The organism is Nocardia sp. NPDC004340, assembly GCF_053602575.1.
Genome location: NZ_JBSGDW010000002.1, coordinates 864,894 through 891,050 on the forward strand (window position 1 = coordinate 864,894; position 26,157 = coordinate 891,050).

General features: G+C 69.4%; 27 protein-coding genes. 9 read left to right on the plus strand and 18 right to left on the minus strand.

Annotated features, from left to right (window positions below):
- Positions 1-41: 41 nt before the first annotated feature.
- The 5 genes from ACWEOI_RS11360 to ACWEOI_RS11380 form a co-directional block, all read right to left on the minus strand.
- Positions 42-1,604, minus strand: coding sequence for a bifunctional uroporphyrinogen-III C-methyltransferase/uroporphyrinogen-III synthase (locus ACWEOI_RS11360; protein ID WP_357090970.1), 1,563 nt, complete (start codon positions 1,602-1,604; stop codon positions 42-44).
- Complete coding sequence (gene hemC / locus ACWEOI_RS11365; protein ID WP_433673498.1) at positions 1,601-2,629, minus strand: hydroxymethylbilane synthase; 1,029 nt, start codon at positions 2,627-2,629, stop codon at positions 1,601-1,603. Before hemC ends, ACWEOI_RS11360 begins: the two co-directional genes overlap by 4 nt.
- 8 nt (positions 2,630-2,637) lie before the next feature.
- Positions 2,638-4,026, minus strand: coding sequence for a glutamyl-tRNA reductase (locus tag ACWEOI_RS11370; protein WP_433668785.1), 1,389 nt, complete (start codon positions 4,024-4,026; stop codon positions 2,638-2,640).
- Positions 4,023-4,841: a redox-sensing transcriptional repressor Rex gene (locus ACWEOI_RS11375; protein ID WP_433668787.1), complete on the minus strand. Its 819-nt coding sequence runs from the start codon at positions 4,839-4,841 to the stop codon at positions 4,023-4,025. The genes ACWEOI_RS11370 and ACWEOI_RS11375 overlap by 4 nt, the downstream gene beginning before the upstream one ends.
- 344 nt (positions 4,842-5,185) lie before the next feature.
- A complete protein-coding gene (locus tag ACWEOI_RS11380) occupies positions 5,186-5,446 on the minus strand; it encodes a glutaredoxin family protein (protein WP_357090964.1) in 261 nt (86 codons plus the stop codon).
- Positions 5,447-5,548: 102 nt separating this feature from the next.
- Here ACWEOI_RS11380 and ACWEOI_RS11385 point away from each other — a divergent pair, with 102 nt between their 5' ends.
- Positions 5,549-6,583 carry an HAD family hydrolase gene (locus ACWEOI_RS11385; protein WP_379092174.1) on the plus strand — a complete coding sequence of 345 codons (1,035 nt, stop codon included), beginning with the start codon at positions 5,549-5,551 and terminating at the stop codon, positions 6,581-6,583.
- 66 nt (positions 6,584-6,649) lie between these two features.
- On the opposite strand, the gene ACWEOI_RS11390 is transcribed toward ACWEOI_RS11385, so the two are convergent.
- The 9 genes from ACWEOI_RS11390 to ACWEOI_RS11430 form a co-directional block, all read right to left on the minus strand.
- Positions 6,650-7,672 (minus strand): 1-acyl-sn-glycerol-3-phosphate acyltransferase, encoded by a 1,023-nt coding sequence (locus tag ACWEOI_RS11390; protein WP_433668790.1) that lies wholly within the window; start codon positions 7,670-7,672, stop codon positions 6,650-6,652.
- The gene (locus tag ACWEOI_RS11395) at positions 7,669-8,700 is read right to left on the minus strand and encodes an NAD-dependent epimerase/dehydratase family protein (RefSeq protein ID WP_433673499.1); all 1,032 of its coding nucleotides are present in this window, start codon (positions 8,698-8,700) and stop codon (positions 7,669-7,671) included. The genes ACWEOI_RS11390 and ACWEOI_RS11395 overlap by 4 nt, the downstream gene beginning before the upstream one ends.
- 221 nt (positions 8,701-8,921) lie before the next feature.
- Positions 8,922-9,023: a 30S ribosomal protein bS22 gene (locus ACWEOI_RS11400; protein ID WP_003402602.1), complete on the minus strand. Its 102-nt coding sequence runs from the start codon at positions 9,021-9,023 to the stop codon at positions 8,922-8,924.
- A 195-nt stretch (positions 9,024-9,218) separates the two neighbouring features.
- Positions 9,219-9,464 carry a helix-turn-helix domain-containing protein gene (locus tag ACWEOI_RS11405; protein ID WP_154790969.1) on the minus strand — a complete coding sequence of 82 codons (246 nt, stop codon included), beginning with the start codon at positions 9,462-9,464 and terminating at the stop codon, positions 9,219-9,221.
- A gap of 208 nt (positions 9,465-9,672) precedes the next feature.
- Positions 9,673-10,494 carry a pyrroline-5-carboxylate reductase gene (gene proC / locus ACWEOI_RS11410; protein ID WP_452359512.1) on the minus strand — a complete coding sequence of 274 codons (822 nt, stop codon included), beginning with the start codon at positions 10,492-10,494 and terminating at the stop codon, positions 9,673-9,675.
- A gap of 27 nt (positions 10,495-10,521) precedes the next feature.
- The gene (locus ACWEOI_RS11415; RefSeq protein ID WP_433668793.1) at positions 10,522-11,418 is read right to left on the minus strand and encodes an acyl-CoA thioesterase domain-containing protein; all 897 of its coding nucleotides are present in this window, start codon (positions 11,416-11,418) and stop codon (positions 10,522-10,524) included.
- Between the two features lie 103 nt (positions 11,419-11,521).
- A complete protein-coding gene (locus ACWEOI_RS11420) occupies positions 11,522-12,442 on the minus strand; it encodes a sugar phosphate isomerase/epimerase family protein (RefSeq protein WP_452359584.1) in 921 nt (306 codons plus the stop codon).
- Positions 12,443-12,464: 22 nt separating this feature from the next.
- Complete coding sequence (locus ACWEOI_RS11425; protein WP_452359513.1) at positions 12,465-14,255, minus strand: hypothetical protein; 1,791 nt, start codon at positions 14,253-14,255, stop codon at positions 12,465-12,467.
- On the minus strand, positions 14,252-15,244 hold the full coding sequence (locus ACWEOI_RS11430) for a Ppx/GppA phosphatase family protein (protein ID WP_433668794.1): 993 nt from the start codon (positions 15,242-15,244) through the stop codon (positions 14,252-14,254). Before ACWEOI_RS11430 ends, ACWEOI_RS11425 begins: the two co-directional genes overlap by 4 nt.
- Before the next feature lie 65 nt (positions 15,245-15,309).
- Here ACWEOI_RS11430 and ACWEOI_RS11435 point away from each other — a divergent pair, with 65 nt between their 5' ends.
- The 5 genes from ACWEOI_RS11435 to ACWEOI_RS11455 all read left to right on the plus strand — a co-directional run bounded on the left by ACWEOI_RS11435 (position 15,310) and on the right by ACWEOI_RS11455 (position 18,958).
- A complete protein-coding gene (locus tag ACWEOI_RS11435) occupies positions 15,310-16,227 on the plus strand; it encodes a hypothetical protein (protein ID WP_433668795.1) in 918 nt (305 codons plus the stop codon).
- A 110-nt stretch (positions 16,228-16,337) separates the two neighbouring features.
- Positions 16,338-17,081: a hypothetical protein gene (locus tag ACWEOI_RS11440; RefSeq protein WP_452359514.1), complete on the plus strand. Its 744-nt coding sequence runs from the start codon at positions 16,338-16,340 to the stop codon at positions 17,079-17,081.
- Between the two features lie 52 nt (positions 17,082-17,133).
- Entirely contained in the window at positions 17,134-17,727 is a 594-nt protein-coding gene (locus ACWEOI_RS11445) for a hypothetical protein (RefSeq protein ID WP_452359515.1), read from the plus strand.
- Positions 17,728-17,780: 53 nt separating this feature from the next.
- Positions 17,781-18,332, plus strand: coding sequence for a hypothetical protein (locus ACWEOI_RS11450; protein ID WP_433668800.1), 552 nt, complete (start codon positions 17,781-17,783; stop codon positions 18,330-18,332).
- Between the two features lie 269 nt (positions 18,333-18,601).
- Complete coding sequence (locus ACWEOI_RS11455; RefSeq protein WP_433668801.1) at positions 18,602-18,958, plus strand: hypothetical protein; 357 nt, start codon at positions 18,602-18,604, stop codon at positions 18,956-18,958.
- A 102-nt stretch (positions 18,959-19,060) separates the two neighbouring features.
- Here the strand turns inward: ACWEOI_RS11455 and ACWEOI_RS11460 are convergent, their stop codons facing one another.
- The 3 genes from ACWEOI_RS11460 to ACWEOI_RS11470 form a co-directional block, all read right to left on the minus strand.
- Positions 19,061-19,750 (minus strand): response regulator transcription factor, encoded by a 690-nt coding sequence (locus ACWEOI_RS11460; protein ID WP_357090946.1) that lies wholly within the window; start codon positions 19,748-19,750, stop codon positions 19,061-19,063.
- The gene (locus ACWEOI_RS11465; RefSeq protein ID WP_433668803.1) at positions 19,747-20,997 is read right to left on the minus strand and encodes an ATP-binding protein; all 1,251 of its coding nucleotides are present in this window, start codon (positions 20,995-20,997) and stop codon (positions 19,747-19,749) included. Before ACWEOI_RS11465 ends, ACWEOI_RS11460 begins: the two co-directional genes overlap by 4 nt.
- Positions 20,998-21,162: 165 nt before the next feature.
- Positions 21,163-21,549: a winged helix-turn-helix transcriptional regulator gene (locus ACWEOI_RS11470; protein WP_379092138.1), complete on the minus strand. Its 387-nt coding sequence runs from the start codon at positions 21,547-21,549 to the stop codon at positions 21,163-21,165.
- 88 nt (positions 21,550-21,637) lie between these two features.
- Here ACWEOI_RS11470 and ACWEOI_RS11475 point away from each other — a divergent pair, with 88 nt between their 5' ends.
- From ACWEOI_RS11475 to ACWEOI_RS11485, 3 genes are all read left to right on the plus strand, one after another.
- Positions 21,638-22,315 carry an NAD(P)-binding domain-containing protein gene (locus ACWEOI_RS11475; protein WP_433668805.1) on the plus strand — a complete coding sequence of 226 codons (678 nt, stop codon included), beginning with the start codon at positions 21,638-21,640 and terminating at the stop codon, positions 22,313-22,315.
- 16 nt (positions 22,316-22,331) lie between these two features.
- The gene (locus ACWEOI_RS11480) at positions 22,332-22,895 is read left to right on the plus strand and encodes a TetR/AcrR family transcriptional regulator (protein ID WP_452359516.1); all 564 of its coding nucleotides are present in this window, start codon (positions 22,332-22,334) and stop codon (positions 22,893-22,895) included.
- 79 nt (positions 22,896-22,974) lie between these two features.
- Positions 22,975-24,012: a medium chain dehydrogenase/reductase family protein gene (locus ACWEOI_RS11485; protein WP_452359517.1), complete on the plus strand. Its 1,038-nt coding sequence runs from the start codon at positions 22,975-22,977 to the stop codon at positions 24,010-24,012.
- A gap of 91 nt (positions 24,013-24,103) precedes the next feature.
- On the opposite strand, the gene ACWEOI_RS11490 is transcribed toward ACWEOI_RS11485, so the two are convergent.
- Complete coding sequence (locus tag ACWEOI_RS11490) at positions 24,104-26,152, minus strand: CocE/NonD family hydrolase (RefSeq protein ID WP_452359518.1); 2,049 nt, start codon at positions 26,150-26,152, stop codon at positions 24,104-24,106.
- Between the last annotated feature and the right edge of the window lie 5 nt (positions 26,153-26,157).

The window sequence follows — 26,157 nt, forward strand, 5'->3', positions numbered from 1 at the left end:
CGCCGGGACGCGGGGCCGGGTGGCCGGATGTCGTGCCGAAGCTAGCGGCTGCGGCGGCTCTTCTTGCGCGGCGGGGGCAGCAGGCCCTCGGCGCGCAGGTGGGCGGCGTGCTCGGCGAGCGCCTCGACGAGCGGGCCGACCTGGGCCACCTCGGGCTGCACGTCCACGCGCAGGCCGAATTCGATGGCCGTCTCGGCGGTCTTGGGTCCGATGCAGGCCACGATGGTGCGGGCGTGCGGCTTGCCGGCGATGCCGACCAGGTTGCGGACCGTGGAGGACGAGGTGAACAGGACCGCGTCGAAACCGCCGGTCTTGATCATCTCGCGGGTCTCCGCGGGCGGCGGGGACGCGCGCACGGTGCGGTAGGCGGTGACGTCGTCGATCTCCCAGCCGCGGTCGCGCAGGCCCTCGGCGAGGGTCTCGGTGGCGATGTCCGCGCGCGGCAGCAGCACCCGGTTGACCGGGTCGAAAACGTCGTCGTACGGCGGGAAGTCGGCCAGCAGGCCCTCGGAGGACTGCTCACCGGACGGCACCAGCTCGGGGTTGATGCCGAAGGAGCGCACCTTCTCCGCGGTGGCCTCGCCGACGCAGGCGATCTTCACGCCGCTGAAAGCGCGGGCGTCCAGGCCGAATTCGCCGAACTTCTCCCACACCGCGCGCACCGCGTTGGTGGAGGTGAAGACCACCCACTGGTAGCGGCCGTCGACCAGGCCCTTGACCGCGCGCTCCATCTGGGCGGGGCTGCGCGGCGGCTCGACCGCGATGGTCGGGACCTCCATGGGGATGGCGCCGTGGTTGACGAGCTTCTCGCTCATCTCGCCGGCCTGCTCCTTGGTGCGCGGCACCAGCACGGTCCAGCCGTAGAGAGCACGGGACTCCCACCAGGAGGTCTTGGCGCGCTTGTCCACTTCCTTGCCGACCGTGACCACCAGCGGGCCGACCAGTTCGGAGGCCGCGTTGTTCAGGGTCGCCAGGGTGGCGTCGATGGTGCGCTGCTGGCGGGTGGTGCCGCGTACGGTCACCGCGACCGGGGTCTGCGGCGCCAGGCCGTGTTCCACCAGCGCCGACGCGGTCTCGGCCAGGTGGCCGGAGGTGGCGTGCAGCACCAGCGGGCCGGGCGCGGCCGCGACGGCCGCCCAGTCCACCTCGCCGCGGACGTCCACCACGGTGTGGCTGGAACCGAGTTCGATACCCGCGTAGGCGGGCACGGTGGTGCCGGCCGAGAGACCGGGCAGCACCTCGAAGCTCAGATGCGAACGGGTGACGGCGTTGATCTCCTGGATGACCGAGTCGGTGGTCATCGGGTCGCCGGAGACCAGGCGCACCACGTCGGAGCCGCCACGGGCCTCCGCGATCAGGGTCTTGGCCACCTCGGCGGCGTCGCCCAGGGCGGGGCGCACGTCCACCGGACGGGTCCCGTCGGCGCTCTCCTCGACCGCGATGCCGATCAGGGCGAGCACGCCCTTGTCGACGTCGGGGTCGGTGAAGGCCAGCGTCGCCCGGCCGAGCACCTCGCGGGCCCGCACGGTCAACAGCGCCGGGTCACCGGGCCCTGACCCCACGAAAAGGATCCGACCGGGATTCTTCTTCGTCACTCGGCTCATCGGCTGTTCTCCATTGGGCTGGGATTGCTGTCGTCGGTGAGCTCAGCGGATTCCTCTGTGACGCTGAGCAGTTCGCGCGCCCCCAGCTCCAAGAGCTCGCGCGCCAGTGCCCGCCCCAGGTCCGCGGCATCCGCGACCGGTCCGACCACTGAAGCCCGGATCACATCCGAGCCGTCGATCGCCGCCGCGCAGGCGCGCAGCGACAACTCCTCCACCACCCGGCCGTCGTCGTCGAGTGATTCGACGACCTCGGCCAGCGCACCGATCGGCGCGGTACAACCGGCCTCCAAGTCGGCCAGCAACGCCCGCTCCGCGGTGATCGCGGCACGGGTGCCGGGATCGTCGAGGGCGGACAGGATGGTCACGAGTTCGGTGTCCTCGCTGCGGCATTCGACGGCCAGCGCACCCTGTGACGGGGCGGGCAGCATCTGCACCGGTTCGAGCGATTCGGTGACGACGTCGAGGCGGCCGATGCGGGCCAGCCCGGCCCGCGCCACCACCACGGCATCCAGTTCACCGGAGGAGACCTTGCCGATCCGGGTGTCGAGATTGCCGCGCAGCGGCACGATCTCGATGCCCAGGCCCAGCGCCTTCAGCTGTGCGGCGCGCCGCGGCGCGGAGGTGCCGACCTTCGCACCCGCGGGCAGCTCGCCCAGCACCAGGCCGTCGCGCGCCACCAGCGCGTCGCGCGGATCCTGCCGGGGCGGGATGGCGGCGATGTCGAAGCGCGGATCCTGCGCGGTCGGCAGATCCTTGTACGAGTGGACGGCGATGTCGACCGTGCCCGCGGCCAATTCCTCGCGCAACGCGGCGGTGAACACGCCCACGCCGATCTTCTGCACGGGATCGGTGGCGTTCTGGTCGCCGGCGGTCTTCACGATGACCAGCTCGGCCTGCTGACCGTTGGCGATCAGGGCGTCACGCACGTGCCCGGCCTGGGTGAGGGCCAGCAGACTGCCGCGGGTGCCGATGCGCCACGGGGCGTCGACCGTTCCGCGAGCGGTTATGTCGTTCTCGTGCACCATTGCTCCGGTCATGCGATGTGCCCCTGTTCGTCCCCCGGGTGGGCGGCGGTGAAATCATCGGCCAGTTCGCCCTGCAGGGCGGAGATCTCCATCGGCGCGGCAACCGCTTGCGCCGCACCGGGTTTGAGCTCGAACAGCTCGCGCAATGCCTCGGCGTAGCTGTCCCCGCCGGGCGTGGAGGCCAGCTGCTTGACCCGCACCGTCGGCGCGTGCAGCAGTTTGTCGACCACCCGTCGCACGGTACGGGCCACCTCGTCGCGTTCGGTGGATTCGAGTCCCGGTAGTCGGGAGTCCAGGCGCAGCAGCTCGGCCTCGACCACGTCGGCGGCCATCTGGCGCAGCGCGGCCACGGTCGGCGTGACCTCGGCCATGCGCTGTCCGGCAAGGTATTTGGAGAGTTCGTCGGCGACGATGATGCGCGCGGCGGCGGTGTCGTCGGCGGCCGCGCCGGCCGACGGGTCGCGCTGCAGCGTCTCGATGTCGATGACGGTGACCCCGGGCAGTCCGGCGACCGCGTGGTCCACGTCGCGGGGCAGGCCCAGGTCGCAGATGACCAGTTCCTCGGCGCCCGGCTTGGCCGACAGCGCCCGGTGCACGTCCGCGAGGGTGACCACGGTGCCCACCGCGCCGGTACAGGTGATCACCACGTCGGCGGCGGCCATGGCCTCGGCCAGCCGGTCCATCTCGATGGCCTCGGCCTCGACGCCGTGCATGGTGGCGGCAGTGTTGGCCAGCCGCTGCGCCTTCTCCAGGGTCCGGTTCACCACGATGACCTTCGCGGCCCCGCCGCGCGCCAGCTGCGCCACCGCGAGCCCGCCCATCGCGCCGGCGCCCAGCACCAACGCGGTGCGCCCGGCCAGCGCGCCCTGCGCGGCGGCCGCGCGATCCAGCGCCACCGACACCACCGACGCGCCCGCGCGGTCGATGCCGGTCTCGGAGTGCACCCGCTTGCCGACCCGCAGCGCGTGCTGGGCCAGCTCGTGCAGGGTGCGCCCGGCGGCCTGCTGGGCGTCGGCCGCGGCATAGGCGGCCCGGATCTGGCTGAGGATCTGCTGCTCGCCGACCACCATGGAATCCAGGCCGGAGGACACCGCGAACAGGTGCTCGGCCGCAGCCTCCGCGTAGCGCACGTAAGCGTGCTTGGTGAGTTCGGGCAGCGGCAGCCCGGAATGCTTGGTGAGCAGTTCGCCGATCTCCCCGAGCGCGGGGTGGAAGGCGTCGACGACCGCGTAGACCTCGATGCGGTTGCAGGTGGAGACGATCATCGCCTCGGACACGTGCGTGGAGGCCAGCATCTTGTCGGTCAGCTTGGGCCGGTCGGTCTCGGTGATGGCGATCTTCTCCAGCACCGCCACCGGTGCGCTGCGATGTGAGATGCCGACGAGAAGCACGCTCATGGCTGGACCACCGCTCCCTTGCTGGTTGTGTCCGCGGTCTGGATCGTCGCCACCCGGCGGATCGGGGTGGACACCACGCTCGCGTCGGCGACCACCGTCGCCGTACCCGCCGCGGCCGCGCTCATCGCGTCCTCGGCGGCCGATTCCGCGTTGCGGGCCCGCTCGAACGACAACAGCTGCATCTCCACCGCCAGATCCACCCGTCGCACCTCGACGGTGGCCGGGGCCTCGAGGGCCAGGGCCGAGAAGCTCAGCACGCACTGCAGACCGGCCTCGACCAGCAGATCGCACACACCCTGCGCGGCGGCGTCGGGCACGGTGAGGACGGCGATGGTGGGTTCCAGCGTGGCCACGGCGTCGGTCAGCTCGGCCACGTCGCGGACCACGAGTCCGCCGACGGTGGTCCCGATGACCTCGGGATCGTTGTCGAACAGCCCGACCATGGCGAAACCGCGGCGGCGGAAACCGCCGTAGCCGACCAGCGCGCGGCCCAGGTGACCCGCTCCGACCAGCACCACCCGGTGCCCCTCGGACAGGCCGAGCACATCCTCGATGCGGTCGCGCAGCTTGATCACGTCGTAGCCGACGCCACGCACGCCGTTGGGTCCGAGGAAGGAGAGATCCTTGCGCAACTTGGCCGAACCGACACCCGCCGCGACAGCCAGTTCCTCACTCGATACGATGGCTACAGCGTCGTCGGCGAGTACGGCGAGCACCCGGAGGTAAGTGGCCAGCCGGGCCACCGTGGCCTGCGGGATGTCCTTCTGCAGAGCCTTGGAGACGCCAGTCGGCGGCGTCTCTTGCTGCTCTGTCACGTCGCTTGCGCTCCTCGTCCGGCCGGGGGTGAGTGTCCGGGTTCTTTTGTCGACCCGACGCCGGGAGACCGTCGCGGTCCTTACAGGCGAGGTCGAGTCAGGTTCAGGGGGTCGCTTCCGCTGCCCGAGAAGGCGGGTCGCGTGCCACCACCGTAACCGCTTGTGAAGCCCTGCACAAAGTCGGTGAATTCAGTCACTTTGCGGCGGGCTCCGGCCCCGGGTTCATTCAACCCTCATCAGCGCGAACCCGCTACGCAACACACCGGAGGGGACGGACGGAGGGGGACCCGCGCAGAAAGCCCGGAAAATCCCCAATCACGCCCGGTTTCGCGAGGTAGGTCCGGTTATTTCGCGAGGTCGGCGCGCAGCCGCGGCTCGTCCACGTCGAAATAGCTGTGCTCGCGGCCGTCCAGCAGCACCACCGGCAGCCGGTCCCCGTATTCGGCACGCAGGCCCGGATCAGTGGCGGCGGCCACATCCACGTCCACCGTGGTCACCTCGACGCCGAACTCGGCGCAGATCGGGCGCAATTGTTCGAGTGCGGTGTGGCACAGCCCGCAACCGTCCCGGGTCAACAGCGTCACAGCATGTGGCGAATCGCTCATGGCCACCATCTAACAACTTCCCGATATGTCGTTCACCGTCTACGTTGCGGCCACTCCCGGGCGTTACTGTTGAGTTGTTCGCGCTAACAGGCGGAGGTACTGGTGCCGGAACGTTCGAAAGAGCAGGGAACGGGCTTCATCGCGGGACGATTCGGTGAATTCCCGGCGCGCTGGGGTCAGGGACTGGCTGACCTGCAGGATCAGTTCACCCGTATCACCCGCAGCCCCTTCGGTCCCACCGAGGAAGAGGTCCGCGCCAACCTGGCCGGCGAGGCCAGCGCCGACGCCGCGATCGCCCTCCACGACGCCGAGCTGGCGCTGCGCGACCTCGGCGACACGCCGACGCCCACGATCGCCCGCGATCTGACCGCCGCGGCCTTCTTCGACGTCGACAACACCATGGTGCAGGGCGCGTCGATCGTGCACTTCGCGCGCGGGCTGGCCTCACGCAAGTACTTCAAGACCTCCGACCTGGTCGACATGGCCTGGAAGCAGGTCAAGTTCCGGGTCACCGGCAAGGAGAGCCACTCGGACATGGCGTCCGGCAAGGAGAAGGCGCTGTCCTTCATCGCGGGCCGCCCGACCGCCGAACTCGCCGCGCTCGGCGAGGAGATCTACGACGAGATCATCGCCGACAAGATCTGGCCCGGCACCCGGGCGCTGGCCCAGATGCACCTGGACGCGGGCCAGCAGGTCTGGCTGGTCACCGCCACGCCGGTGGAACTCGCGCAGGTCATCGCCAAGCGGCTGGGCTTGACCGGGGCGCTGGGCACGGTCGCCGAGAGCGAGGACGGCGTGTTCACCGGCCGCCTGGTCGGCGACATCCTGCACGGGCTCGGCAAGGCGCACGCGGTGCGCACCCTCGCCATTCGCGAGGGCCTGAACCTCAAGCGCTGCACCGCCTACTCCGACAGCCACAACGACGTGCCGATGCTCTCGCTGGTCGGCACCGCGGTGGCCATCAACCCCGACGCGGATCTGCGCGAGGTCGCCAAGAATCGCGGCTGGGAAGTGCGCGACTTCCGCACCGGGCGCAAAGCCGCGAAAGTCGGTGTGCCCACGGCCCTCGCGCTCGGCGCGGCGGGCGGCGCGGCCGCGGCCGTGCTGTCCCGGAAACGCGAAGCCAAGGCCAGCTAGTCCGGACGAAAATCGACCGGCCCGCTCCGAATCGGAGTGGGCCGGTCGCATGTCCGTACCAATTATCTAGCCGGTGAACGGATTCCGGCGCTTGATCAGATTCTTGTACAGCGAGCCCTGAATGGTTTCGCGGACCTGATCGGTGATTTCGAACATCGTCATCGGATCATCGGCGTCCGCGGGCTCGTATCCGGCCGTGGAAATCGGCTCGCCGAATTGGATGTACCACTTCGACGGGAACGGAATCGCGCCGAGCGGACCCAGATGCGGAAACAGCGGCGTCACAGGGAAATACGGAATACCGAGCAGCCGCGCCAAAGGCTTGATATCGGCCAGCTTCGGATAGATCTCCTCCGAACCCACGATCGAGCACGGAATGATCGGCACCCCGGTGCGCACCGCCGCCGACACGAAACCGCCACGGCCGAAACGCTGCAACTTGTAGCGGTCCGAATACGGCTTGCCGACGCCCTTGTAACCCTCGGGGAAAACACCCGCGACTTCGCCCGCGCGCAAAAGCCTTTCGGCGTCCGCGGGACAGGCCAGGGTGTGCCCGGCCTTGCGGGCCAGCCCGCCCAGCAGCGGCGTCTCGAAGATCAGGTCGGCGGCCAGCAGGCGCAGCGCGCGCTGCTTGGGGTGCCGGTCGTGGACGGCCAGCTGCAGCATCAGCCCGTCCAGCGGCACCGTGCCCGCGTGGTTGGCCACGATCAGCGCGCCGCCCGCCTCGGGGATGTTCTCGATACCCGACACCTCGACCCGGAACCACAGGTCCGACAGCGGCCGCAGCATCGGCAGGATCACCGATTCCAGCAGATGCTCGTCCAGGCCGAACTCGTCGACCTGGTAGTCGCCGGTGAGGCGGCGGCGGGCGAAGTCGGCCGTGTAGCGGACCCCGTCGGCCACGGTTCCCCGGATCATCTCCCCCAGCGACTTGGGCTGACGCGCTTCGACCTCGGCGAGCCGATCGGTCAGCGAGGTCACCGGGGTGAGCGCCGGTTCCCCCGCCGGCCACACCCGAGGCGACGGGCGACTGTGCCGCGCCTCGAAGTCCACGTCGTGAAGTCGAATCACCTTCGCTACATCACTCATTGGTGCGCTCCCGTCCCGGCCCCGAGCAGGCTGAGAAGTTTGTTCTCTGCGGCGTCGATCCACGCGGGATCGATCACGGGCCGCAACGCTGCGCCCCCTATGAAGTCGTCGAAGGCCTGCACCGTGGTCCAGCGTGGACCGAAGCCCAGTTCGGTCCGCATCCGGGTGGTGTCCAGGCCACAACCGAAGTGGAAATAGTCGATCTGCTCGGCGGTGAACTCCCGCATCACCGGGCCCATCACGGTGCGCCCGACACTGCGGAACACCGAGTACGGGACCGGGAGTTCGACCCGCCCGGCCCGTCGGATCGCCTGCGACAGCGCCATCGCGCCGTCCCCAGCCACATTGTAGGTGCCGCCGGGGGCCGTCATGGCCCCATGCACCAGGGCGGCGATGCCGTCCTCCTCGTGCAGCAGCTGCATACGCGGATCCCGGCCCAGAATGGTCGGCGTGATCGGCGAGCGGAAATACTGCACACCTCGCTTGGCCAGCTGCGGGCCCACGATAGGCGGGAACCGCAGGATTGCCGCCGAGATGTCGGGCCGCCGCCGGGCCAGCCCGCGCACGAAACCCTCCACCTCGATCATGTCCCGCGCGAACCAGCCGCGCGGCGGCGTGCGGGCGCTCATCTCCTCGGTGAACTTCACCGGGTCCTTGGCGCTGCACCCGTATACGGCGGAGGAGGAACGCACCACCACCCGCCGCACACTGGAAGCCTTGCGGCACACGGCGAACAGCTGCATGGCGCCCAGGACGTTCATGTCCTTCATCGCGGCGCGGCCGCCACCCGAGGGCGGGCGCGAGAGCGCGGCGGGATGCACCACCGTATCGACCTGATTGCCGTCGATAACCTTGCGGATCAACGGATTACGAATATCGGCGCGCACGAATTCGGCGCGGCCCATACGGCGCAGCAGCTCGCGGCTGGGCTGTTTGGCGTCCACGGCGATGATGCGTTCGACGGCCGGGTCGGCCGCCAACCGGGCCACCACATTGCCGCCGAAGAACCGGCTCGCGCCGGTCACCATCACTACCTTGGGCGGTTGCCCGTCCCGAGTCCCTGCCACTCCGGATCCCACCTAGCCCCCATGCCTTGAATTGTCATCGGGCGTTTTCCCGCTCCCAGGGTAACCGGCGAGTAGGGGGCATTCGAAGGGTATTAACCAGGATCTAACGATGAGTTCGATCACCCGTGACGAACGAAAGCCCGCCACCGACGGTGACGGGCTTCCAGCTACGACGCAGCGGCTTACTTGCCGAGTTTTCTGCGCTGCACGCGCGTGCGGCGAAGCAGCTTGCGGTGCTTCTTCTTCGACATGCGCTTGCGGCGCTTCTTGATCACAGAACCCATAGGGTTGTTCCTCGCGTTCTCTCGGGTCATCCCCGCTTCCGCGGGGTGCACACTGTCTGACCCTGCACAGTCCCTACCCGATACGGGCCGAGATGGACCCGGCGGCACCACCGGCACGTACAGGATGCCGGTCCATGCTACCGGGCCACTCTCGGGCGAACGAAACGGGTGGGGCCGATCGGTTATCGGGCCGTACTACCCCGCATCGAAGTAGGACGTCTCCAGATAGTCGTGCACCGCCTTGGCGTGCACCCGGAAGGAACGCCCCACCCGCACCGCGGGCAGCTCTCCCGAATGCACCAACCGGTACACCGTCATTTTGGAAACCCGCATCAGATTCGCGACCTCGGCAACGGTGAGGAACTGCGTTCCCCCTCCGATGACGGATCCCGCGGTGATTGGGCTGTTTCCGGACCTCGCTTGGCTGTTTCCAGACATCATTGCGCCACTGACCTCCGGCACGTCCGCGCCGCCGGCTTCCCCACCGGCGGAACAGACACGCACGTGCTCCTTGAAGCTTAGCGGGACCAGTGGGATTGCTGCGACGGGTGTGAGAAATCAGCCTTTGCTGTGGCGAGTCGGCCTACGGCAGCAAACTAGCAACCGAGCAGTATTGGAAAGTGGGGAGCACACTCACCCACTCTCAACGTTAGTCCGCGATCGCGCCGAGTTCGGCGGAACGGCGTTTTGCAGCGTGCAACGCATCGTGGAATGCCGATCGCACCGCACCCCGCTCCAACTCCCGCAGACCCGCCGCGGTGGTCCCCGCGGGCGAGGTGACGGCCGCGCGCAATTCCACGGCAGACTGACCCGACTCCTCCAGCAGCGCGGCCGAACCGAGCAGCGTCTGCGTCACCAACTGGGTGGCCACATCGCGGGTCAGGCCCAGGCCCACCGCGCCGTCGATCATCGCCTCGACGATCAGGAAGAAGTACGCCGGACCCGAACCGGACACCGCGGTGACGGCGTCCATCTGCGCCTCGGAGACGGTCACCGCCGTACCCACCGACTCCAGCATCTCGGTGACCAGGCCCAGCTGCTCCTTGCGGGCGTAGCGGCCGGGGGCGATCGCGCTCATGCCCTGGCCGACCAGCATCGGGGTGTTCGACATGACCCGCACGACCGGGAAGCCGGCGGGCAGCTTGGACTCCATGCGCGCGGTGGTCACCCCGGCCGCCAGCGACACCAGCACCTGATCGTGGTCGGCCGCGCCGAGCTCGGCCTTGCCCAGCTCGATCAGGACCGCGTCGACATCGTTGGGCTTCACCGCGATCACGATGAGGTCGGCCGACTTGCCGGCATCGGCGATGTCGTCGGTGGCGCGGATCCCGAACCGGGCCGCCAGCGCCTCGGCGCGCGCCCGCACCGGCTCGACCACCACCAGATCCTTGTTCGCCTGCCCGGACTCGAGCAGGCCCGCGATCAGCGCCTCCCCGATCCGACCCCCACCGATTACCGCAATCCTCGTCATAGCTCTCAAGGCTAGCGGGGCAGGCGATTACCTCGGCTGGGGGATCAAGGCCAGCTGGCGGCTCTGCGCCACGATCGCGCCCGTGGAGTCGATGACGAGCTGGTCCTCGTCGAACATGCGGTTGCCGACCTCGCGAGCCTTCGCGATGACACGCAGCCAGCCCGGCGCCGGGCGGCGGCGCAGGTACGTGGTGAGCTGGACCGTGGGGGCCCAGCCGAAGTGGCCGAGGTTCATCGGGACCGGCGGGCTCATGTCGGCGGACATGAGGGCGAAGAAGGCGGACACGTCCGGGTCCTGCTCGTCGCCCGCGAAGGGGCGGATCCACAGGCGCAGACGGGGTTCGGATTTCTCCCCGGCGAGGAAGCGGGCCCAGGTCGGATCGAGGGCGACCGAGGAGCCCCGGGCCACGTGCACGATCTTGCCCATGGGGTTGCGGTCGTCGTAGAAGAGCGCGTCGGCGGGCGGTTCGGCGGGCATGTCGCCGACGTGGTCGGCGGCGTACTGCGGATCCCCGTCGTCAAGGTGGCTGAACGTGAGGGCGGTGTGCACCAGGGTGCGGCCGTCCTGGATCAGGCTCGCGTCGACGAGGGCGATCTGGCGGCCCAGCTTGCGGGTGCGGACCTCGTACTCGACCGCGCCGGGGACGGGCGCGCCGAGGAAGTCGGTGCTGGCCGAGATCGGGAACATGGCGGCCTGTTCGGGGGCCGTGCGGCGCAGCCATTCGGTGGCCGCGGCGGCGCTGCCCGCGACCATGGTGCCGCCGTGCAGTTTGTCGCCGATGGTCCAGGTGGGCTCGATGGATCCCGCGAAGCGGCCGGCGCCGGGGGTGGTCGCGTCGAGTTCGGTCAGCGTGCAGACGCGACTGAACGGCGCGTCGGCCAATTCGCTCGTCGACGCCGGGTCGACGGTCAGCTCCGTGGTCATCCGCTGTCCTTCCGCTGGGTTTTGTACAGCGTAAACGGACCCGGTGAAAATTCCGGACGGGTCGTGGGATGAATCACCCCGGCAACCGGGCCGAATGAGAAACTCAGCCGCGATGCGCGGCCGTCGGCTCCGGCGTCGGCGCGGGCGAGAATCCGTTCAGATGCTCCCGGGCGAAGGACAGCGCCCGCTCCAGCATGGCCGCCCGATCCATCGTGGTACGGGCCATCTGGGTGTTGACCTCGACGACCGCCTGACCGTCGAAACCGTTGCGCATCAACATGTCACAGAGTTCGGCCACCGGCTGGGTGCCCTCCCCCGGGATCAGGTGCTCGTCGGTGGCGGCGCCGCGCCCGTCCGCGAGATGCAGATGGGTCAGGCCCGAGCCCATGCGCTGCGCCAGCGTCAGCGGATCCACGCCCGCGGTCGCGGTGTGCGAGGTGTCCAGGGTGTAGTGGCGGTAGCCGGTCTCGGTCGGGTCGTAGGAGGGGCTGAAGGTGGTGATGGACGGCCCCGGCCCGCCGCGGCGGCGCAGCCGGTCGATCGAACTGCCGCGCAGCAGGGTGTCGGCGCGCATCGGGAACATGTTCTCCACCGCGACCGCCACCGGCGACGAATTCTCCAGTTCCGCAACCTGTTTCGCGAAGCCCTCGGCGTAGCGGCGCTGCCAGCGGAAGGGCGGGTGCACCACCACGGTGGCCGCGCCCAGCGCCTCGGCGGTGTGCACGCTGCGGGTGAGTTTCGCGATCGGGTCCGACCCCCAGACCCGTTGCGAGATCAGCAGACACGGGGCGTGCACGGCCAGCACCGGCACGTCGTATTTGTGCGCGAAATGCTGCACGGTGGAAATGGACTGGCTGGCCGGTTCCGCCCAGACCATGAGTTCGACACCGTCGTAACCGAGTTCGGCCGCGTACCGGAACGCCGCCTCGGTGTTCTCCGGATACACCGACGCCGTCGACAGCCCGACCCGGACTTCCCCGCGCCCCGCCCGGCCCTCGGTGCTCGCCCCCTGCGCTTGCACGATATTCCCCACTGCCGCTCCCTGCTCAGTTCGTACTGAGTAGAAAGGCTAGCGGTCCGAGCGTCACGAAGACGCCTACGACGACGGCAATCACAGTGCTGAAAATGTCATCGGTGCGGCGCAGCACGCGCACCAATGCGACCAGGCCGAGGATCACGACCATGGCCAGGGCCAGGGCAACCCACGGGAGCACTTCCCACATGCGTTCGAAGCCCTTGAACAGCAACATGCCCGCGACCGCGGCGCCCACGCTCTGGCCCGCGATCACCAGCCACTGCCGGCGGTGCTCGTCCTCGTCGGACCGGCCCGCCGACCGCGCGCCCGCGGCCCGCGACCGTGCGGGCTCGGCGGCCTTGCCGCGACCGGCCTTGCGGGTGAGGGCGCCCGCCTTCCGGGTGAGCGCGGAGAACCGCGCGCCCATCGACGACTCGGGCTCGTCGTCGTAGTCGTCGTAGTCGTCCTCGTCGAGCGGCTCGTAGAAGTCGGTGAGGTGATCGTCGGGCTCGGGCTCCGGCGCGACCGCCCCGCGGCCCCGGGAACCGAAGCCGCGGCGTTTGCCCGCGTTTCGCGCATTTCGTTCGGCGCGCTCGTCCTCGCGCTGCTGGGCGTCACGCAGCAGATCTCCGGCGACCGACTGGCCCGACAGCAGCTGCTGATCGTCGTCGGCGAGCGAGGACCACGCGGCGGTCGGCACCGCGGCCTGATCGCCGCGGTCGGGTTCGGCGTCGGGTCCCGGCCGTCTTCGCGCCGACCACTCCGGCAGCCCGGTGGCCGCGCCGTGATCGACACCGCCGCGGCGATCCCCGAGCGGCGGGGCGGACTGCGGTTCGGGGACCCGCTGCGAGTGGGTCTCGGCGTGCCTGCGGGCCGAGCGCGACATCGGCGGGGCGCCGGCGGCCTGCGGCGGGTCAAAGGGACGGTCCTGGTGCGGAGCGCGCGGAAGCGGCTCGGGCGCCGGCGTCGGCGACCACGCGGGGGCGGCGGGGTTGAACTGGGTGTGGTCCTCGAACGGCGGGCGGGCCACCGCCGGGTTGAACTGGGTGCGCGAGTCGCGCCCGGCACGGGCGGCGATGTCGCGCATGGCGTCCGAGGCGGCGTCGCGGGTCGCGCCGTTGTCGCTCAGGAGGCCGCTGTCGCCCAGGAGGCCGCTGTCGCCCCGGGAGCCGTTGTCGCCGCGGAAGGGGCGCACCTCGTCGGTGGTGTCTTCCTCGGGGTCGTAGCGGCGGCGGCGACCGCCCTCGCGGGGTGCGGGCGGGGCGGGCGGTTCGGCGCCCAGGCCGTCGAGCGCGAAGTCGGAGTCCAGCGGATCGGGCTTGCGGCGGCGGCCGCCGGAGCGGGGCTCGACGGGGGCCGGGACCGGGGTCTCGGTGGGGGGCCAGTCCAGACCGGCGGACCAGCTCTGGCCGGACGGCTCGGGTAGGGACGGCGGCTGCGGGGCGGGGGCCAGCGGGTCGTAATACGAGATGGGCCCGGAGAGCGGCGAATAGGCGGGTTCGGGCTCGGCTACCGAATAGGACGAATAGTCCGGCGCGGGCGGGGCCGCGGGAGTGGAGAAGTCGGAGTAATTCGAGAAGTTCGAATAGTTGGAATAGTCCGATTCGGTGGCGGCGGGCTCGGGCTCGGCGGCGGCTTCCTCGTCCGGCGCGGCGTGGGAGGACGATCCGGGCACGATCGGAATGTCACCGGTCAGTTCGGCGACGGAAATGCCCCGACCGCTTCGTCGTCTGCGCCCCCCACCGCCGGCGGAGCCGCCACTTTGCTGCCCGTTCCGCGCCAGTAGCTCGGCGACGGACAGCTGACTTGAATCCTCGGTCATCGAGACACCGTTTCGATCGGGCCCGTCAGGCCGCTGTCGGGGCCGCCGGCTGTCGGTTCGCTATCAAGGTCGGTATCCAATTTGCGCAAGATCAATCCCTCTCGCAGCGCCCAGGGACAGATATCGAGCGTGTCCAGGGACAGTGCCCGCATACTCGCCTCCGCGACCAGCGCACCGGCCACGAGTTGTTGTGACCGATCAGAACTTACGCCTTCCAATTCTGCCCGGTCGGCGGCTGTCATTCTCGATATGAACGCAATCAGCTGCCGCAGGCCGGAACTGGTCAGGGTACGCCGCACACGCGGTCCCGCAACAGAGGGGGCGGCGCCGGTCAGGCGGGCCAGCGAGCGGAAGGTCTTGGAGGTGCCGACGGCCAGATCCGGGCGGCCCACCTCGAGCAGTTGCTTGCTGGGCAGCACCAGCTCGGCGTCGAGCCAGTCGCGCAGCACCGCGACCCGGCGCTTGCCCGGCGGGTCGTGGCGCAGCCAGTCCCGGGTGAGGCGGCCGGCGCCCAACTGCAGCGACAAGGCCATATCCGGGTCCTCGTCCGCGCCGTTGCTCATCTCGAGCGAGCCGCCGCCGATGTCGAGGTTCAGGATCCGGCCCGGGCTCCAGCCGTACCAGCGGCGGACGGCCAGGAAGGTGTGCCGGGCCTCGTCGACGCCGGAGAGCACCTGCAGCTTCACACCGGTCTCGGCGCGGACCCTGGCCAGCACCTCATCGGAGTTGGTGGCCTCACGGACCGCCGAGGTGGCGAACGCCATCAGCTCAACGCAACCGGAAGTCTTTGCGATACTTGCGAATTCGGCTACCGTAGCCGTCAGCCGGGACGCCCCCGCGGAAGTGATCCGCCCCAGGTCGTCCATGCTCTCGGACAGCCGCAGGGCCGACTTCGTCGAACTCATCGGCATCGGGTGCCCACCACGATGCGCGTCCACCACGAGCAGGTGGACGGTATTGCTTCCCACATCGAGTACTCCGAGACGCACATGAACACGGTACTGGGTGCGTCAGGACTTCTGGCCAGGCGACTGAGCTGTTAGCGTTCCGCATTGTGACGACAGGGGCATCGGCGAGCGGACCGACCGGGCTGCGACCAGCGGCGAAGATCGACCCGACGCCCGAAGTAGAACTCGACTTCCCACGCGAATGGATCGAATTCGTCGATCCAGCAAATGACGAGCATTTGATCGCGGCGGATCTGACCTGGCTGCTCTCGCGCTGGACCTGCGTTTTCGGCACGCCGGCATGCCAGGGCATCATCGACGGCCGCGAGAACGACGGCTGCTGCTCGCACGGCGCGTTCCTCTCCGACGAAGAGGACGGCAAGAAGCTGCACAGGGCTGTGAAAATGCTCACACCCGAGGACTGGCAGCTCATGGGCGAGGCGACCGACGACCAGGGCCGGGTCCGCAAGAAGCTGTACCTCGAGGAGGACGACCTCGACGACGAACCCGCGCTGCGCACCCGGCGCGTCGACGGCGCGTGCATCTTCCTCAACCGGCCCGGTTTCAGCGAGGGCATCGGCTGCGCGCTGCACACCATGGCGCTGCGCAAGGGCCTGGAGCCGCTCACCGTGAAGCCGGAAGTGTGCTGGCAATTGCCGATTCGCCGGACCCAGGAGTGGGTGGAGCGGCCCGACGGCGTGGAGATCCTGCGCACCGCGATCGGCGAGTACGACCGCCGCGGCTGGGGCCCGGGCGGCCTGGACCTGAACTGGTACTGCACCGGTTCCCCGGATGCGCACGTCGGCACCCGGCCGGTATGGGAGGCTTACGCGCCCGAGTTGATCGAGCTGATCGGCAAGCCCGCATACGACGAGCTGGCCGCGCACTGCCGCCGGAGACAGGGTCTGGGCATCGTCGCGGTGCACCCGGCGACGGCCATCGCGCAGGAGAAGGCGGCGGCAGCCGCCGCCGAGCCGGTGACCAGCGCGAACGGATCGAAGAAGGTCCGGTCCGCGAAGAAGTAGCGGAATACTTGCCAGTAGTTTTCTGAAAACACCTAATTTCACATCACTGCTCGCTTACTGTGCGTCGGACCCCTACCTACCTCGGGGGTCGCAGCACAGGAGTACGCATAGTGAGCACATTCCCCTTGGGCGGCCGCCACCTCGGCGCCGGACTGGCCGCACTGGCCATCGCGACCGGCGCCGTGGCGGTCCTCGCCACGCACGAGGCTCCCGAAGCCCACGCGACCGTCGACTCGATCACCATCTCGGGCTCGAACTGGACCGTCGGCCAGACCTACACCCTCAGCGCCGACCTCTCCGGCGCATCCTTCGGCCTCCTCGTCTACTGGGAAGACAACGGCAACCCCATCACCAGCCCGGCCTCCAAAGTGCCGTGGCCGCCGTACCACTCCAGCACCGACTGGACCCCCACCACCGCCGGCCAGCACAACATCACCCTCAAGCAGGGCAGCTCCACCAAGTCCCTGATCGTGAACGTCAGCACCGTCGCCACCACGACGACCGCGCCGCCGACCACCACGACCACCGTGCCGCCGACGACCACCACGACGGTCCCGCCGACCACCACCACGGATCCGACCACCACCACGACGGTCCCGCCGACCACCACCACGGTGCCGCCGACGACCACCACGGATCCCACGACCACGGTGCCGCCGACCACGACCACCACGGTCCCCCCGACCACCACCACGGATCCGACCACCACGACCACGGTCCCGCCGACCACGACGACGGATCCCACCACCACGACGGCGCCGCCGACCACCACCACGGCCCCGCCGACCACCACCACTCCCGCGCCCAGCGGCGGCGGCACCGGTAGCGCCAACGGCCTGCCCTTCGGTCTCTGACCCTCTCGGTCTCCGACCTTCTCCGAACCCCTTGTTGCACACAGGAGTACCCATGCGCACCACCACCGTCCGGCGCCTCGGCGCCGGGTTGGCGGGCCTCGCCGTCATCACCGGCGGCGCCCTGGCCATACAGACCCACGAGGCCCCCGCCGCGCACGCCACCGTCGACTCGATCACCATCTCGGGCTCGAACTGGACCGTCGGCCAGACCTACACCCTCAGCGCCGACCTCTCCGGCGCATCCTTCGGCCTGCTCGTCTACTGGGAAGACAACGGCAACCCCATCACCAGCCCGGCCTCCAAAGTGCCGTGGCCGCCGTACCACTCCAGCACCGACTGGACGCCCAACTCCCCCGGCCAGCACGTCATCACCCTGTCCCAGGGCAGCTCGACCAAGTCCCTGGTGGTGAACGTCAGCACCGTCGCCACCACGACGACCGCGCCGCCGACCACCACAACCACCGTGCCGCCGACCACCACCACGACGGTCCCGCCGACGACCACCACCACGGTGCCGCCGACCACGACCACCACCGACCCCACCACCACCACTCCGCCGACGACGACGGCTCCCCCGTCGACGACCACCCCGGCGCCGAGCGGTGGCGGTACCGGCAGCGCCAACGGCCTGCCCTTCGGTCTCTGACCGATCTCCCCCAGTTCCCTTGGGGCACAGCCAGACACAACAGAGGAGTAGTCATGCAGAGCAAGTATTCGGGCCGGTCGATCACAGCGGGGATGGCCGGTCTGACCGTCGCGTCCGCCGCCGCGGTCGCGGTCGCCCTGGCCCCAGGGGCGAACGCCACCGTCGACGTGATCACCGTGTCCGACAGCGCGCCGACGGTCGGGGGTACCTACACCCTCAGCGCTGATCTGTCCGGTGCGTCGATCGGGCTGCTGGTGAACTGGAACGACAACGGGGCGAGCCTGACCGACGGCGTCGGCATCATCCCGTGGCCGGTGGGCCACTCGAGCGTCACCTGGAAGCCCACCACGCCGGGCCAGCACATCATCACAGCCTCGCAGGGCAGCAGCACGCAGACCCTGATCGTGAACGTGGCGGGCGGCACCACCACCCCGCCGACCACCACGACCGCCCCGCCGACCACCACCACGGCGCCGACCACGACGGCTCCGACCACCACCAAGCCGTCGACCGGCGGCGGTGGCAGCATCGGCTCCGGCAGCGCGACCGGTAGCGCGGGCAAGCTGGTGGGCGGTCTGCTGAGCGGCCTGTTCGGCAGCAGCTAGCGAATCGCCTTACGCGATCGGGCGTGTCGGGTTCTCCGGAACCCGACACGCCCGATCGCGTTTGTGGCGTGGGTCTCGCCGGTGCGGCGCGCGTCATAGTGTCCGGAAGGTGAACAAACGGTGCTGGTCGGAGACAATCCAATCAGGCTGCACAGAAGTATATTTCGCATAACCGCCGGTCCGATGACCTCGCGTTGTGAATACCCGGAAGTGCCCAGGACATCGATCCGCTATTGCGAATTCACCGGAGCGTGTTAGACATCGTGGCCATGATCAAGAAAATCCTCGCCGTCTCCGCCCTGACCGCCGGTGCGGTTATCTCCATTGCCCCGCAGGCCTTCGCCGATAACACCGATCCGACCGCGTTCTCCGATCGCACCGCCGATTTCGTCGTGTACAACGACCCGGCCGTGCTGGGCGCCAAGGACGCCGGCAAGCAGATCGTGGTGAGCCCCTACGGCACCAGCCACACCATCGCCTGCCGCGGCAACGGCGCGGATGTCGCGTGGTACGACTGCATGCAGCAGGACAACCCCGGCCTGGGCTGGATCATCCTGGAGAAGCAGGAACTGCCCGGCCTCGGCCCGGCGTGGGTCTACACCATGAAGAACGACCCCAACGCGTAATTCGCCGGCCGCACGGGTAAGCCCGGAAACTGGTCGGGGAGTAAGACGAAACCCGCCCGCTTCGTGAATTCGAAGCGGGCGGGTTCTGCGTTCGGGACGGTTCTAGGCTTCCAGCTTGTAGCCCAGGCCGCGCACGGTGACCAGGTGCTCGGGCTTGGCCGGATCGGCTTCGATCTTCGAGCGCAGGCGCTTCACGTGCACGTCGAGGGTCTTGGTGTCACCGACGTAATCGGCGCCCCAGACGCGGTCGATGAGCTGTCCGCGGGTGAGCACGCGCCCGGAATTGCGCAGCAGGTATTCGAGCAGGTCGAATTCCTTGAGCGGCAGCGTCACCGCCTTGCCGTTCACCTGCACGGTGTGGCGGTCCACGTCCATGCGCACCGGGCCGGCCTCGAGCACCGCGGTCTCGCTGCCGTTGTCGGGCTCCTCACCGGCGCCGCGCCGCAGCACGGCCCGGATGCGGGCGATCAGCTCGCGCGAGGAGTAGGGCTTGGTGACGTAGTCGTCGGCGCCCAGTTCCAGGCCGACCACCTTGTCGATCTCGCTGTCGCGCGCGGTCACCATGATGACCGGGACGCTGCCGCGCACCCGTAGCTGCTTGCACACGTCGGTGCCGCTCATGCCGGGGAGCATGAGGTCGAGCAAGACGATGTCCGCGCCCGAGCGGTCGAACTCGGCCAGCGCGGACGGGCCGTCGCCCACCACGGTGACCTCGAACCCCTCCTTGCGCAGCAGGAACGCGAGCGGATCGGCCAGCGACTCCTCGTCCTCGACGATCAGCACACTCGTCATCGGGTTGCCTCCACACCGTTGGTTCTGGCCCGCCCGAGGGGGCGCGTGCCGTTTTCCTTCTTGGCCACCGGAACACCGGTGGCAAGTCTCTTGTCGACCTGCCCGTTGGAATCGGCAGGGTGGGCCGGGATGCGCAGGGTGAACGTCGATCCGGTGCCCAGTTTGCTCCACAGGGTGATCTCACCGTTGTGGTTGGCGGCCACATGCTTGACGATAGCCAGCCCGAGGCCGGTACCGCCGGTGGCACGCGAGCGCGCCTTGTCGGCCCGGAAGAAGCGTTCGAAGACGCGCTCCTGGTCTTCCTTGGAGATGCCGATGCCGCGGTCGGTGACGGCGATATTGATGTAGCCGCCACGCAGCGCCCGGCTCACCGACACGTGGGAGCCGCGCGGGGAGTACGCGATGGCGTTCTCGACCAGGTTGGACAACGCGGTCACCAGCAGGGTCTGGTCGCCGAGCACCTCGAGGCCGCTGCCCGCGTCGGTGGACACGGTGATGCCCGCGGCCTCGGCGGTGGTGCGGGAGCGTTCGATGGCCTGGGTGACCACGGTGTCGACGTCGACGGCCTCGAGCTCGGGCAGCCGTTCGGCGCCCTGCAGGCGCGACAGCGCGATCAGCTCGGTGACCATCTTGCCCATGCGGCGGGCCTCGCCGTGCAGGCGTTCACCGAAGTGCCGGACCGAGTCGGGATCGTCGGCGGATTCCAGCAACGCCTCGGCCAACAGGCTCATGGCCCCGACGGGGGTCTTGAGTTCGTGGCTCACATTGGCGACGAAGTCGCGGCGGGTGGCCTCCATGCGGGCCTGTTCGGAGTCGTCGTCCGCGAACAGGACCACGAAGTTCGGATTCTCCTGGGAGAGCGGCCGGGCAACTCCTCGGACAGCGAGGCGGGCGCGGCCGGGCATGGGGATCTTGGCGGTCAGCTCGAACTCGACGTCCTGGCCGCCGGCCAGCACCTGTTCGACCGCGGCCCACGCGCGCTCGTCGAGCAGGCGGTCGTGGACCACGCCCAGCTCCTCGGCCCGCGGGTTGACCAGGACCACGTCCCGGTACTGGTCGACGACGGCGATGCCGGATTCGGAGGCGAGCACGATCAGGTCCAGCACCTGGGACATGGTCAGCCCGGTGTCGGTGGCGGCACGCATCCGCTCCTGGCGAGCGTTCACATACGGAATGAGCAGTCCGCCGACGGCCAGTCCTACTACGGCCGCCAGGACTGCCAAAAGCACGGCCTGTGGAACGCTCACACTTTGAATCGTACGGTCGCCGACGCGGGGTCAAACCCCGGGTGCAGGAAGTTTCACGCAGGTCATGGGTCCTTCCACCTTCGTTAGCCCGGTGTTCACGCGATGTTCGGTCAGCGTGTCGCCGCCGGTGAGCGCCCTTGTGGCAACCGCTTTCGCGGCAGCGGTTCAGTCCTCGGGATCGCCGTAGAGGGCGGTGCGCACGGTGTCGCCGTGGCGGTCGGCCCACTCCCCCAGCGCGAAGATCGGAATCAGCAGATCACGGCCCGCGGGAGTCAGCGAATACTCAACGCGCGGTGGCGCTTCCGCGTATCGGCGATGTTCCAGCAACCCCATCGCCTGCATGCGCCGCAGGGTCTGAGTGAGCATCTTCTGACTGATGCCGCCGATGGCGCGGCGCAATTCCACCGGGCGCATCGGACCCTCGCGAAGTGTGTAAACGATCACTGTCAGCCATGAATTGCCGAATACGTCTACCGCCAGCCGCGCGGGGCAGTCCGATTCGCGGCCGCCGTATTCGGCGAACCGCACCGGTTCGGTGCTCTCGACCGTCATGACTCCACCCTGCCACCGCCATTGGGCACCCGGGAGTGCGCTTCGGAATTCCTAACGTCGTCGTCACACGCCACACCAAGGAGATGACATGCGAATCGGAATCATCGGGGCCGGGCAGATGGCCCGCGCTCTCGGCGGCGGCTGGGCCGCGGCCGGGCACGAAATCGTGGTCGGCGCACGGACTTCCACGCGGGCGGCGGAGGCCGCGGCCGCGATCGGGTCCGGCGCCCGGCCCGCCACCGTGGCCGAGGCGGCGAATGTCGGCGAAGCCACGCTGCTGGCCGTGCCGGTGGCCGCGTTGACGGACATCCTCACCGACCAGCGCGAGGCCCTCACCGGCCGCACCCTGATCGACTGCACGAATGCCTTCGCTCCGGACATCGGCGGCTTCGGTCTCTCCGAACCCGCGGTGGCCGAACGCATCTCGGCCGCGACGCCCGGCGCCAAGGTGGTGAAGGCGTTCAATCTGCTGGCCGCCGAGGTGTGGGCGGGCCCGGATCGCGAATTCGACGGCCGCCCTGTGACGGTGCCGCTGTGCGGCGATGACGAGGCGGCGATCGCGCTCGTGTCCGGCCTCGCCGAGGACCTGAAACTGCGCCCGATCCCCGCGGGCGGCCTGTCCCGGGCCCGATATCTGGAGGCCACCGCGGCTTTCGTGGTCGGCCTCTGGTTCACCGGTCACGATGCCCGCGCCCTGTTCCCGCCGCTGGAAGCGGCCTTCGCCGTTCCCGACGAGTCGGAGGGCTGGCGGAATTCCAGAGAGTGAGTGTACAGTCACTCACATGAGCAGACGCGGGATCGCACTCTCCACTTCGGACGTTCGACGGGATGCCGTGCTGGATGCGGCGATCACCGAGTTCGCCAAGACGGGATTCCATGGGACGCCGATCAATACGGTCGCCGTCGCGGCCGGAATCTCGCCCGCGTACGTGTTCAAGCTCTTCCCCAGCAAGGTGGAGTTGTTCGTCGCCGCCCTGGACCGCTGTTTCGAACGGGTCGAGGGCGCCCTGGCGACCGGCGCCGCCCGGACCCCGGGCGGCGATCCGGAGCAGGTGCTGCACGAGATGGGCGGGGCCTACGCCGAATTGATCGTGGACAAGAGCCTGCTCATGCTGCAGGTGCACGCCCTCTCGGCGGCCGATGTGCCCGATATCGCCGAGGCCGTGCGCCGCGGCCTGCGGCGGGTCACCGAGTTCGCCGAAACCCGTTCCGGCGCGACCAGCGAACAGGTCCAGCGGTTCATGGCCTACGGGCAGTTGTGCCACCTGATCACGACCCTCGGCCTGGACGCCGGCGAAGGCGCCTGGGCCGCCACCCTGACCGCGGGCATCCGCCACTTCGACTGACCTCTCACGCCCTCTCACGAGGGCGTTTTCTTCAACCCAAGAGTGATTGACCGATCACACACCCGGAAGGGATCGACCCATGTCGAACATCATCGCCACCGAAGTAGTGCTGCCCGGACGTGTCGAGCCGGAGGGCCTGACCGTCACCACACGCGAATTGCCGCAGCCCGGCCCCGGCGAGGCGCTGGTCCGTATGGAGGCGACCGGGGTGTCCTTCGCGGAGCAGCAGATGCGGCGCGGCAAATACTATGACCAGCCCGCGTTTCCGTTCGTGCCCGGCTACGACGTCGTCGGCGTGGTGGCGGCAGTCGGGGCCGGGGTCGATCCGGCCCTGGTCGGCCGCCGGGTCGCGGCGCTGACCAAGATCGGCGGCTGGAGCAGCCATCTCGCGGTGCCCGCGGGTGATCTGGTGCCGGTGCCCGAGGGCCTGGCCGCGGACGCCGCGGAGACCTTCGTGGTGAACGGCATCACCGCCTGGCAGATGCTGCACGGGAAGGCGAAAGCCCGTGTGGGGCAGACCATCCTGGTGCACGGCGCGAACGGCGGCGTCGGGTCGACGCTGGTGCAGCTGGCGCGGGCGGCGGGGATCCGGGTGATCGGGACCGCGTCGGCGCGCAACGCGGACGCGGTGGCCGAGCTCGGCGCCCTGCCGGTCGACTATCGCGGGGATGTGACGGCCCAGGTGCGGGCGCTGGCGCCGGACGGGGTGGACGCGGTCTTCGACCATGTCGGCGGGCCCGGCATCGTGGACTCGTTCGCGCTGCTCGCGCCCGGCGGCACCCTCGTCTCCTATGGCAGCGCCGCCACCAAGGACGAGGAGGGCAATTCCCGGCTGCCGGTGCTGAAGCTGTTCGCCCGCCTGCTGTGGTGGAATGCGCTGCCCAACAAGCGGAGCGCGTCCTTCTACAACATCTGGGCGGGCCGCCGCCGGCGTTCCCGGTTCCAGGCGCGCCTCGCGACCGACCTGGGCGCGGTCCTCGATCTGGCCGAGCGCGGCGCGCTGCACCCGCAGATCGCGGCCCGAATCCCGTTGCGGGAGGCCGCCCGGGCGCTCACCCTCGCCGAATCCGGCACCGTCACCGGCAAAGTCGTGATTGTCGCCGACCCCGAGTCCTGAGACGCCTGCCCGCATTGCGGCCGGAAAAGAAAAAACCCCGGGCGTGCACGCCGTTGTGCACGCTCGGGGATTCAATCCCGGTAGGGCGGTGTCACCAGCCGGTGTTGCCGCGGACCGGGATGTTCACGAAGCTCGGACGGGCCGGGTCGAGCTGCAGGTGCTGCGGCTTCAGACCGGTGTCGATGAGCATCGGGAGGATGGGCAGGCCCTTGGGGAAGTTGCCCGCGAACACGTCCACGCGCAGGCGGTGGCCCGGCTGCAGGACGGCCTGGGTGCCGCCGAGGGCGATGTCGAGGGTGGTGGCCTCGCCGGGCACGGTCTCCTGGCGCTTGTCCAGGGAGGTGAAGGCGCGCGGGTCGGTGTAGTCGCCGTTCGGGGAGCGGCTGCTGCGGTCCTCGTCGACCTGGCGCAGCGAGGCCATGAGCTCGCCGGAGGTCAGCACGGTGGACTGGCCGTCGGGGGCGACGTCGTTGACGGTGACGGTCCAGTAGCCGTCGGCGGCGTCCTGAACGGTGTTGAGGTGCACCGCGATCGGGCCCGAGATGGTGGTGGCCTCGGCGACCGGCGCGCTGGTGAAGGTGAGCGCGTTGGTCTCGGCGACCCGGGAGTCCTTGGAGCAGCCGTCGATCAGGTTCAGGATGCCCGCGCTGGCCTGGGCGGCGTCGTTGGAGCAGACGGTGGTCAGGCCGGGGGCGACGGTGAGCCGGTCGGCGTCGCCGTTGGCGGCCGCGGTGAGCGAGCCGTCGTGCAGGCTGTTCGCGGTGCCGGAGGACTGCGCGGAGAGGTACATGCGCCGGTAGTCGGCGGCCTCGGAAGCCGGTGCGGTGGGCCCGAATCCGCCCTGGGTGTCCCAGCCGCCGCCCTGGGTCTTGAGCGTCACCGGACCGTAGGCGTCGATGCCGTTGTCGATGCCCTTGAGCCACTTGTCGAACCAGGCGCGCTGCAGCACGTCCAGGCGCGGCGGGGCGCCGACGCGGTTGACGTCCGCACCGGAGGTGACGTGGTAGGTGTTGCCCATGAGCAGCTGCTTCTGGCCGGGCGGCAGCGGAATCTGGTTGTAGATCTTGGATTCCGAGTAGGTGAACAGGTCGTGCCAGCCGCCGGTCACGAAGGTCGGGATCTGGATGCGGCTGGGATCGCCGAGCCAGTCCTGGCGATCCTGGGTGAACCCGTTGAGCATGTCCTTCACGCGCGGGTCGAGGCTCTCCATGGTGGTGGAGGTATAGGCCGACATCAGCACGTCGAGGTAGCCGAAGGGATCGTTGACGCGATCCTGCAGCCATTTGAAGTCGAAGGTGCCCGCGGCGATCGAGGCCAGGTCCGGCACCCACTTGAGACCGTTGATGGCGCTGAGCCACAGCGGGATGAAGTTGAAGCCGAAGCCGCCGCCGGGCGCGAGCACGTCGTCGATGAGGTCGCTGCCGGGCACGATCGGGAAGATGGCCTTCAGCGCGGGCGGCTGCTTCTCGGCGGCCTGCACCTGGTTGATGGCGCTGTAGGACAGCCCGCTCATGCCGATGCGGCCGTTGGACCAGCTCTGCTTGGAGGCCCAGTCGATGGTCTCGACGGTGTCCTGCTGCTCGCGGCCGCGCAGCATGTCCCACTCGCCCTGCGAGAATCCGGTGCCGCGCACGTCCACGACGACCTGCGTGTACCCGGACTTGATGAGCTGGCGGTCGACGGAGAAGTTGCGGAGTTCGCCGTTGCCCGCCGCGTTCAGCAGTTCACCGAAGCCGGTGAGCGGAGTGCCGTCGAGGTGGATGTTGCGGAAGACGTTCAGGAGCGCGTCGGACAGGCCCGGAATGGAGAAGGCGCTGTCGGCGACGTTCGACACCAGCTTGGTGTAGGGCGTCATGTTCAGCACGGTCGGCGTCGGGGTGTCGATGGGACGGCCCGCGGCGTCGGCCGGGTGGTAGACGTTGCCCTTGAGGACGGTGCCGTCACTCATGGTGATCGGGACGTCCCATTCGATGAAGACGTTCGGGTACTGCTGCGGCCCGTCCTCGGCGGCGGTCCAGGCGGCGCCGGCGGCGCCGCCATCGGGTCCGGTCGGGGTGATGGCATCGGCGGTGATGCCGGTCAAAGGCAGGAGCAGAGCGGCCGTGGCGGCTAAAACCGTGGCCTGTAGCGCGTGCTTCATCGAAC

Coding starts and splice junctions, on each gene's coding strand:
- ACWEOI_RS11405 (WP_154790969.1), bottom strand. CDS start 9,464: ATGATGTCTGGAAACAGCCAAGCGAGGTCCGGAAACAGCCCAATCACC.
- ACWEOI_RS11445 (WP_452359515.1), top strand. CDS start 17,134: ATGCGCACCACCACCGTCCGGCGCCTCGGCGCCGGGTTGGCGGGCCTC.
- ACWEOI_RS11490 (WP_452359518.1), bottom strand. CDS start 26,152: ATGAAGCACGCGCTACAGGCCACGGTTTTAGCCGCCACGGCCGCTCTG.
- ACWEOI_RS11475 (WP_433668805.1), top strand. CDS start 21,638: ATGCGAATCGGAATCATCGGGGCCGGGCAGATGGCCCGCGCTCTCGGC.
- ACWEOI_RS11470 (WP_379092138.1), bottom strand. CDS start 21,549: ATGACGGTCGAGAGCACCGAACCGGTGCGGTTCGCCGAATACGGCGGC.
- ACWEOI_RS11480 (WP_452359516.1), top strand. CDS start 22,332: ATGAGCAGACGCGGGATCGCACTCTCCACTTCGGACGTTCGACGGGAT.
- hemC (WP_433673498.1), bottom strand. CDS start 2,629: ATGGTGCACGAGAACGACATAACCGCTCGCGGAACGGTCGACGCCCCG.
- ACWEOI_RS11370 (WP_433668785.1), bottom strand. CDS start 4,026: ATGAGCGTGCTTCTCGTCGGCATCTCACATCGCAGCGCACCGGTGGCG.
- ACWEOI_RS11455 (WP_433668801.1), top strand. CDS start 18,602: ATGATCAAGAAAATCCTCGCCGTCTCCGCCCTGACCGCCGGTGCGGTT.
- ACWEOI_RS11360 (WP_357090970.1), bottom strand. CDS start 1,604: ATGAGCCGAGTGACGAAGAAGAATCCCGGTCGGATCCTTTTCGTGGGG.
- ACWEOI_RS11415 (WP_433668793.1), bottom strand. CDS start 11,418: ATGACCACGGAGCTGACCGTCGACCCGGCGTCGACGAGCGAATTGGCC.
- ACWEOI_RS11395 (WP_433673499.1), bottom strand. CDS start 8,700: ATGGTGACCGGCGCGAGCCGGTTCTTCGGCGGCAATGTGGTGGCCCGG.
- ACWEOI_RS11390 (WP_433668790.1), bottom strand. CDS start 7,672: ATGAGTGATGTAGCGAAGGTGATTCGACTTCACGACGTGGACTTCGAG.
- proC (WP_452359512.1), bottom strand. CDS start 10,494: ATGACGAGGATTGCGGTAATCGGTGGGGGTCGGATCGGGGAGGCGCTG.
- ACWEOI_RS11425 (WP_452359513.1), bottom strand. CDS start 14,255: ATGACCGAGGATTCAAGTCAGCTGTCCGTCGCCGAGCTACTGGCGCGG.
- ACWEOI_RS11450 (WP_433668800.1), top strand. CDS start 17,781: ATGCAGAGCAAGTATTCGGGCCGGTCGATCACAGCGGGGATGGCCGGT.
- ACWEOI_RS11460 (WP_357090946.1), bottom strand. CDS start 19,750: ATGACGAGTGTGCTGATCGTCGAGGACGAGGAGTCGCTGGCCGATCCG.
- ACWEOI_RS11380 (WP_357090964.1), bottom strand. CDS start 5,446: ATGAGCGATTCGCCACATGCTGTGACGCTGTTGACCCGGGACGGTTGC.
- ACWEOI_RS11485 (WP_452359517.1), top strand. CDS start 22,975: ATGTCGAACATCATCGCCACCGAAGTAGTGCTGCCCGGACGTGTCGAG.
- ACWEOI_RS11400 (WP_003402602.1), bottom strand. CDS start 9,023: ATGGGTTCTGTGATCAAGAAGCGCCGCAAGCGCATGTCGAAGAAGAAG.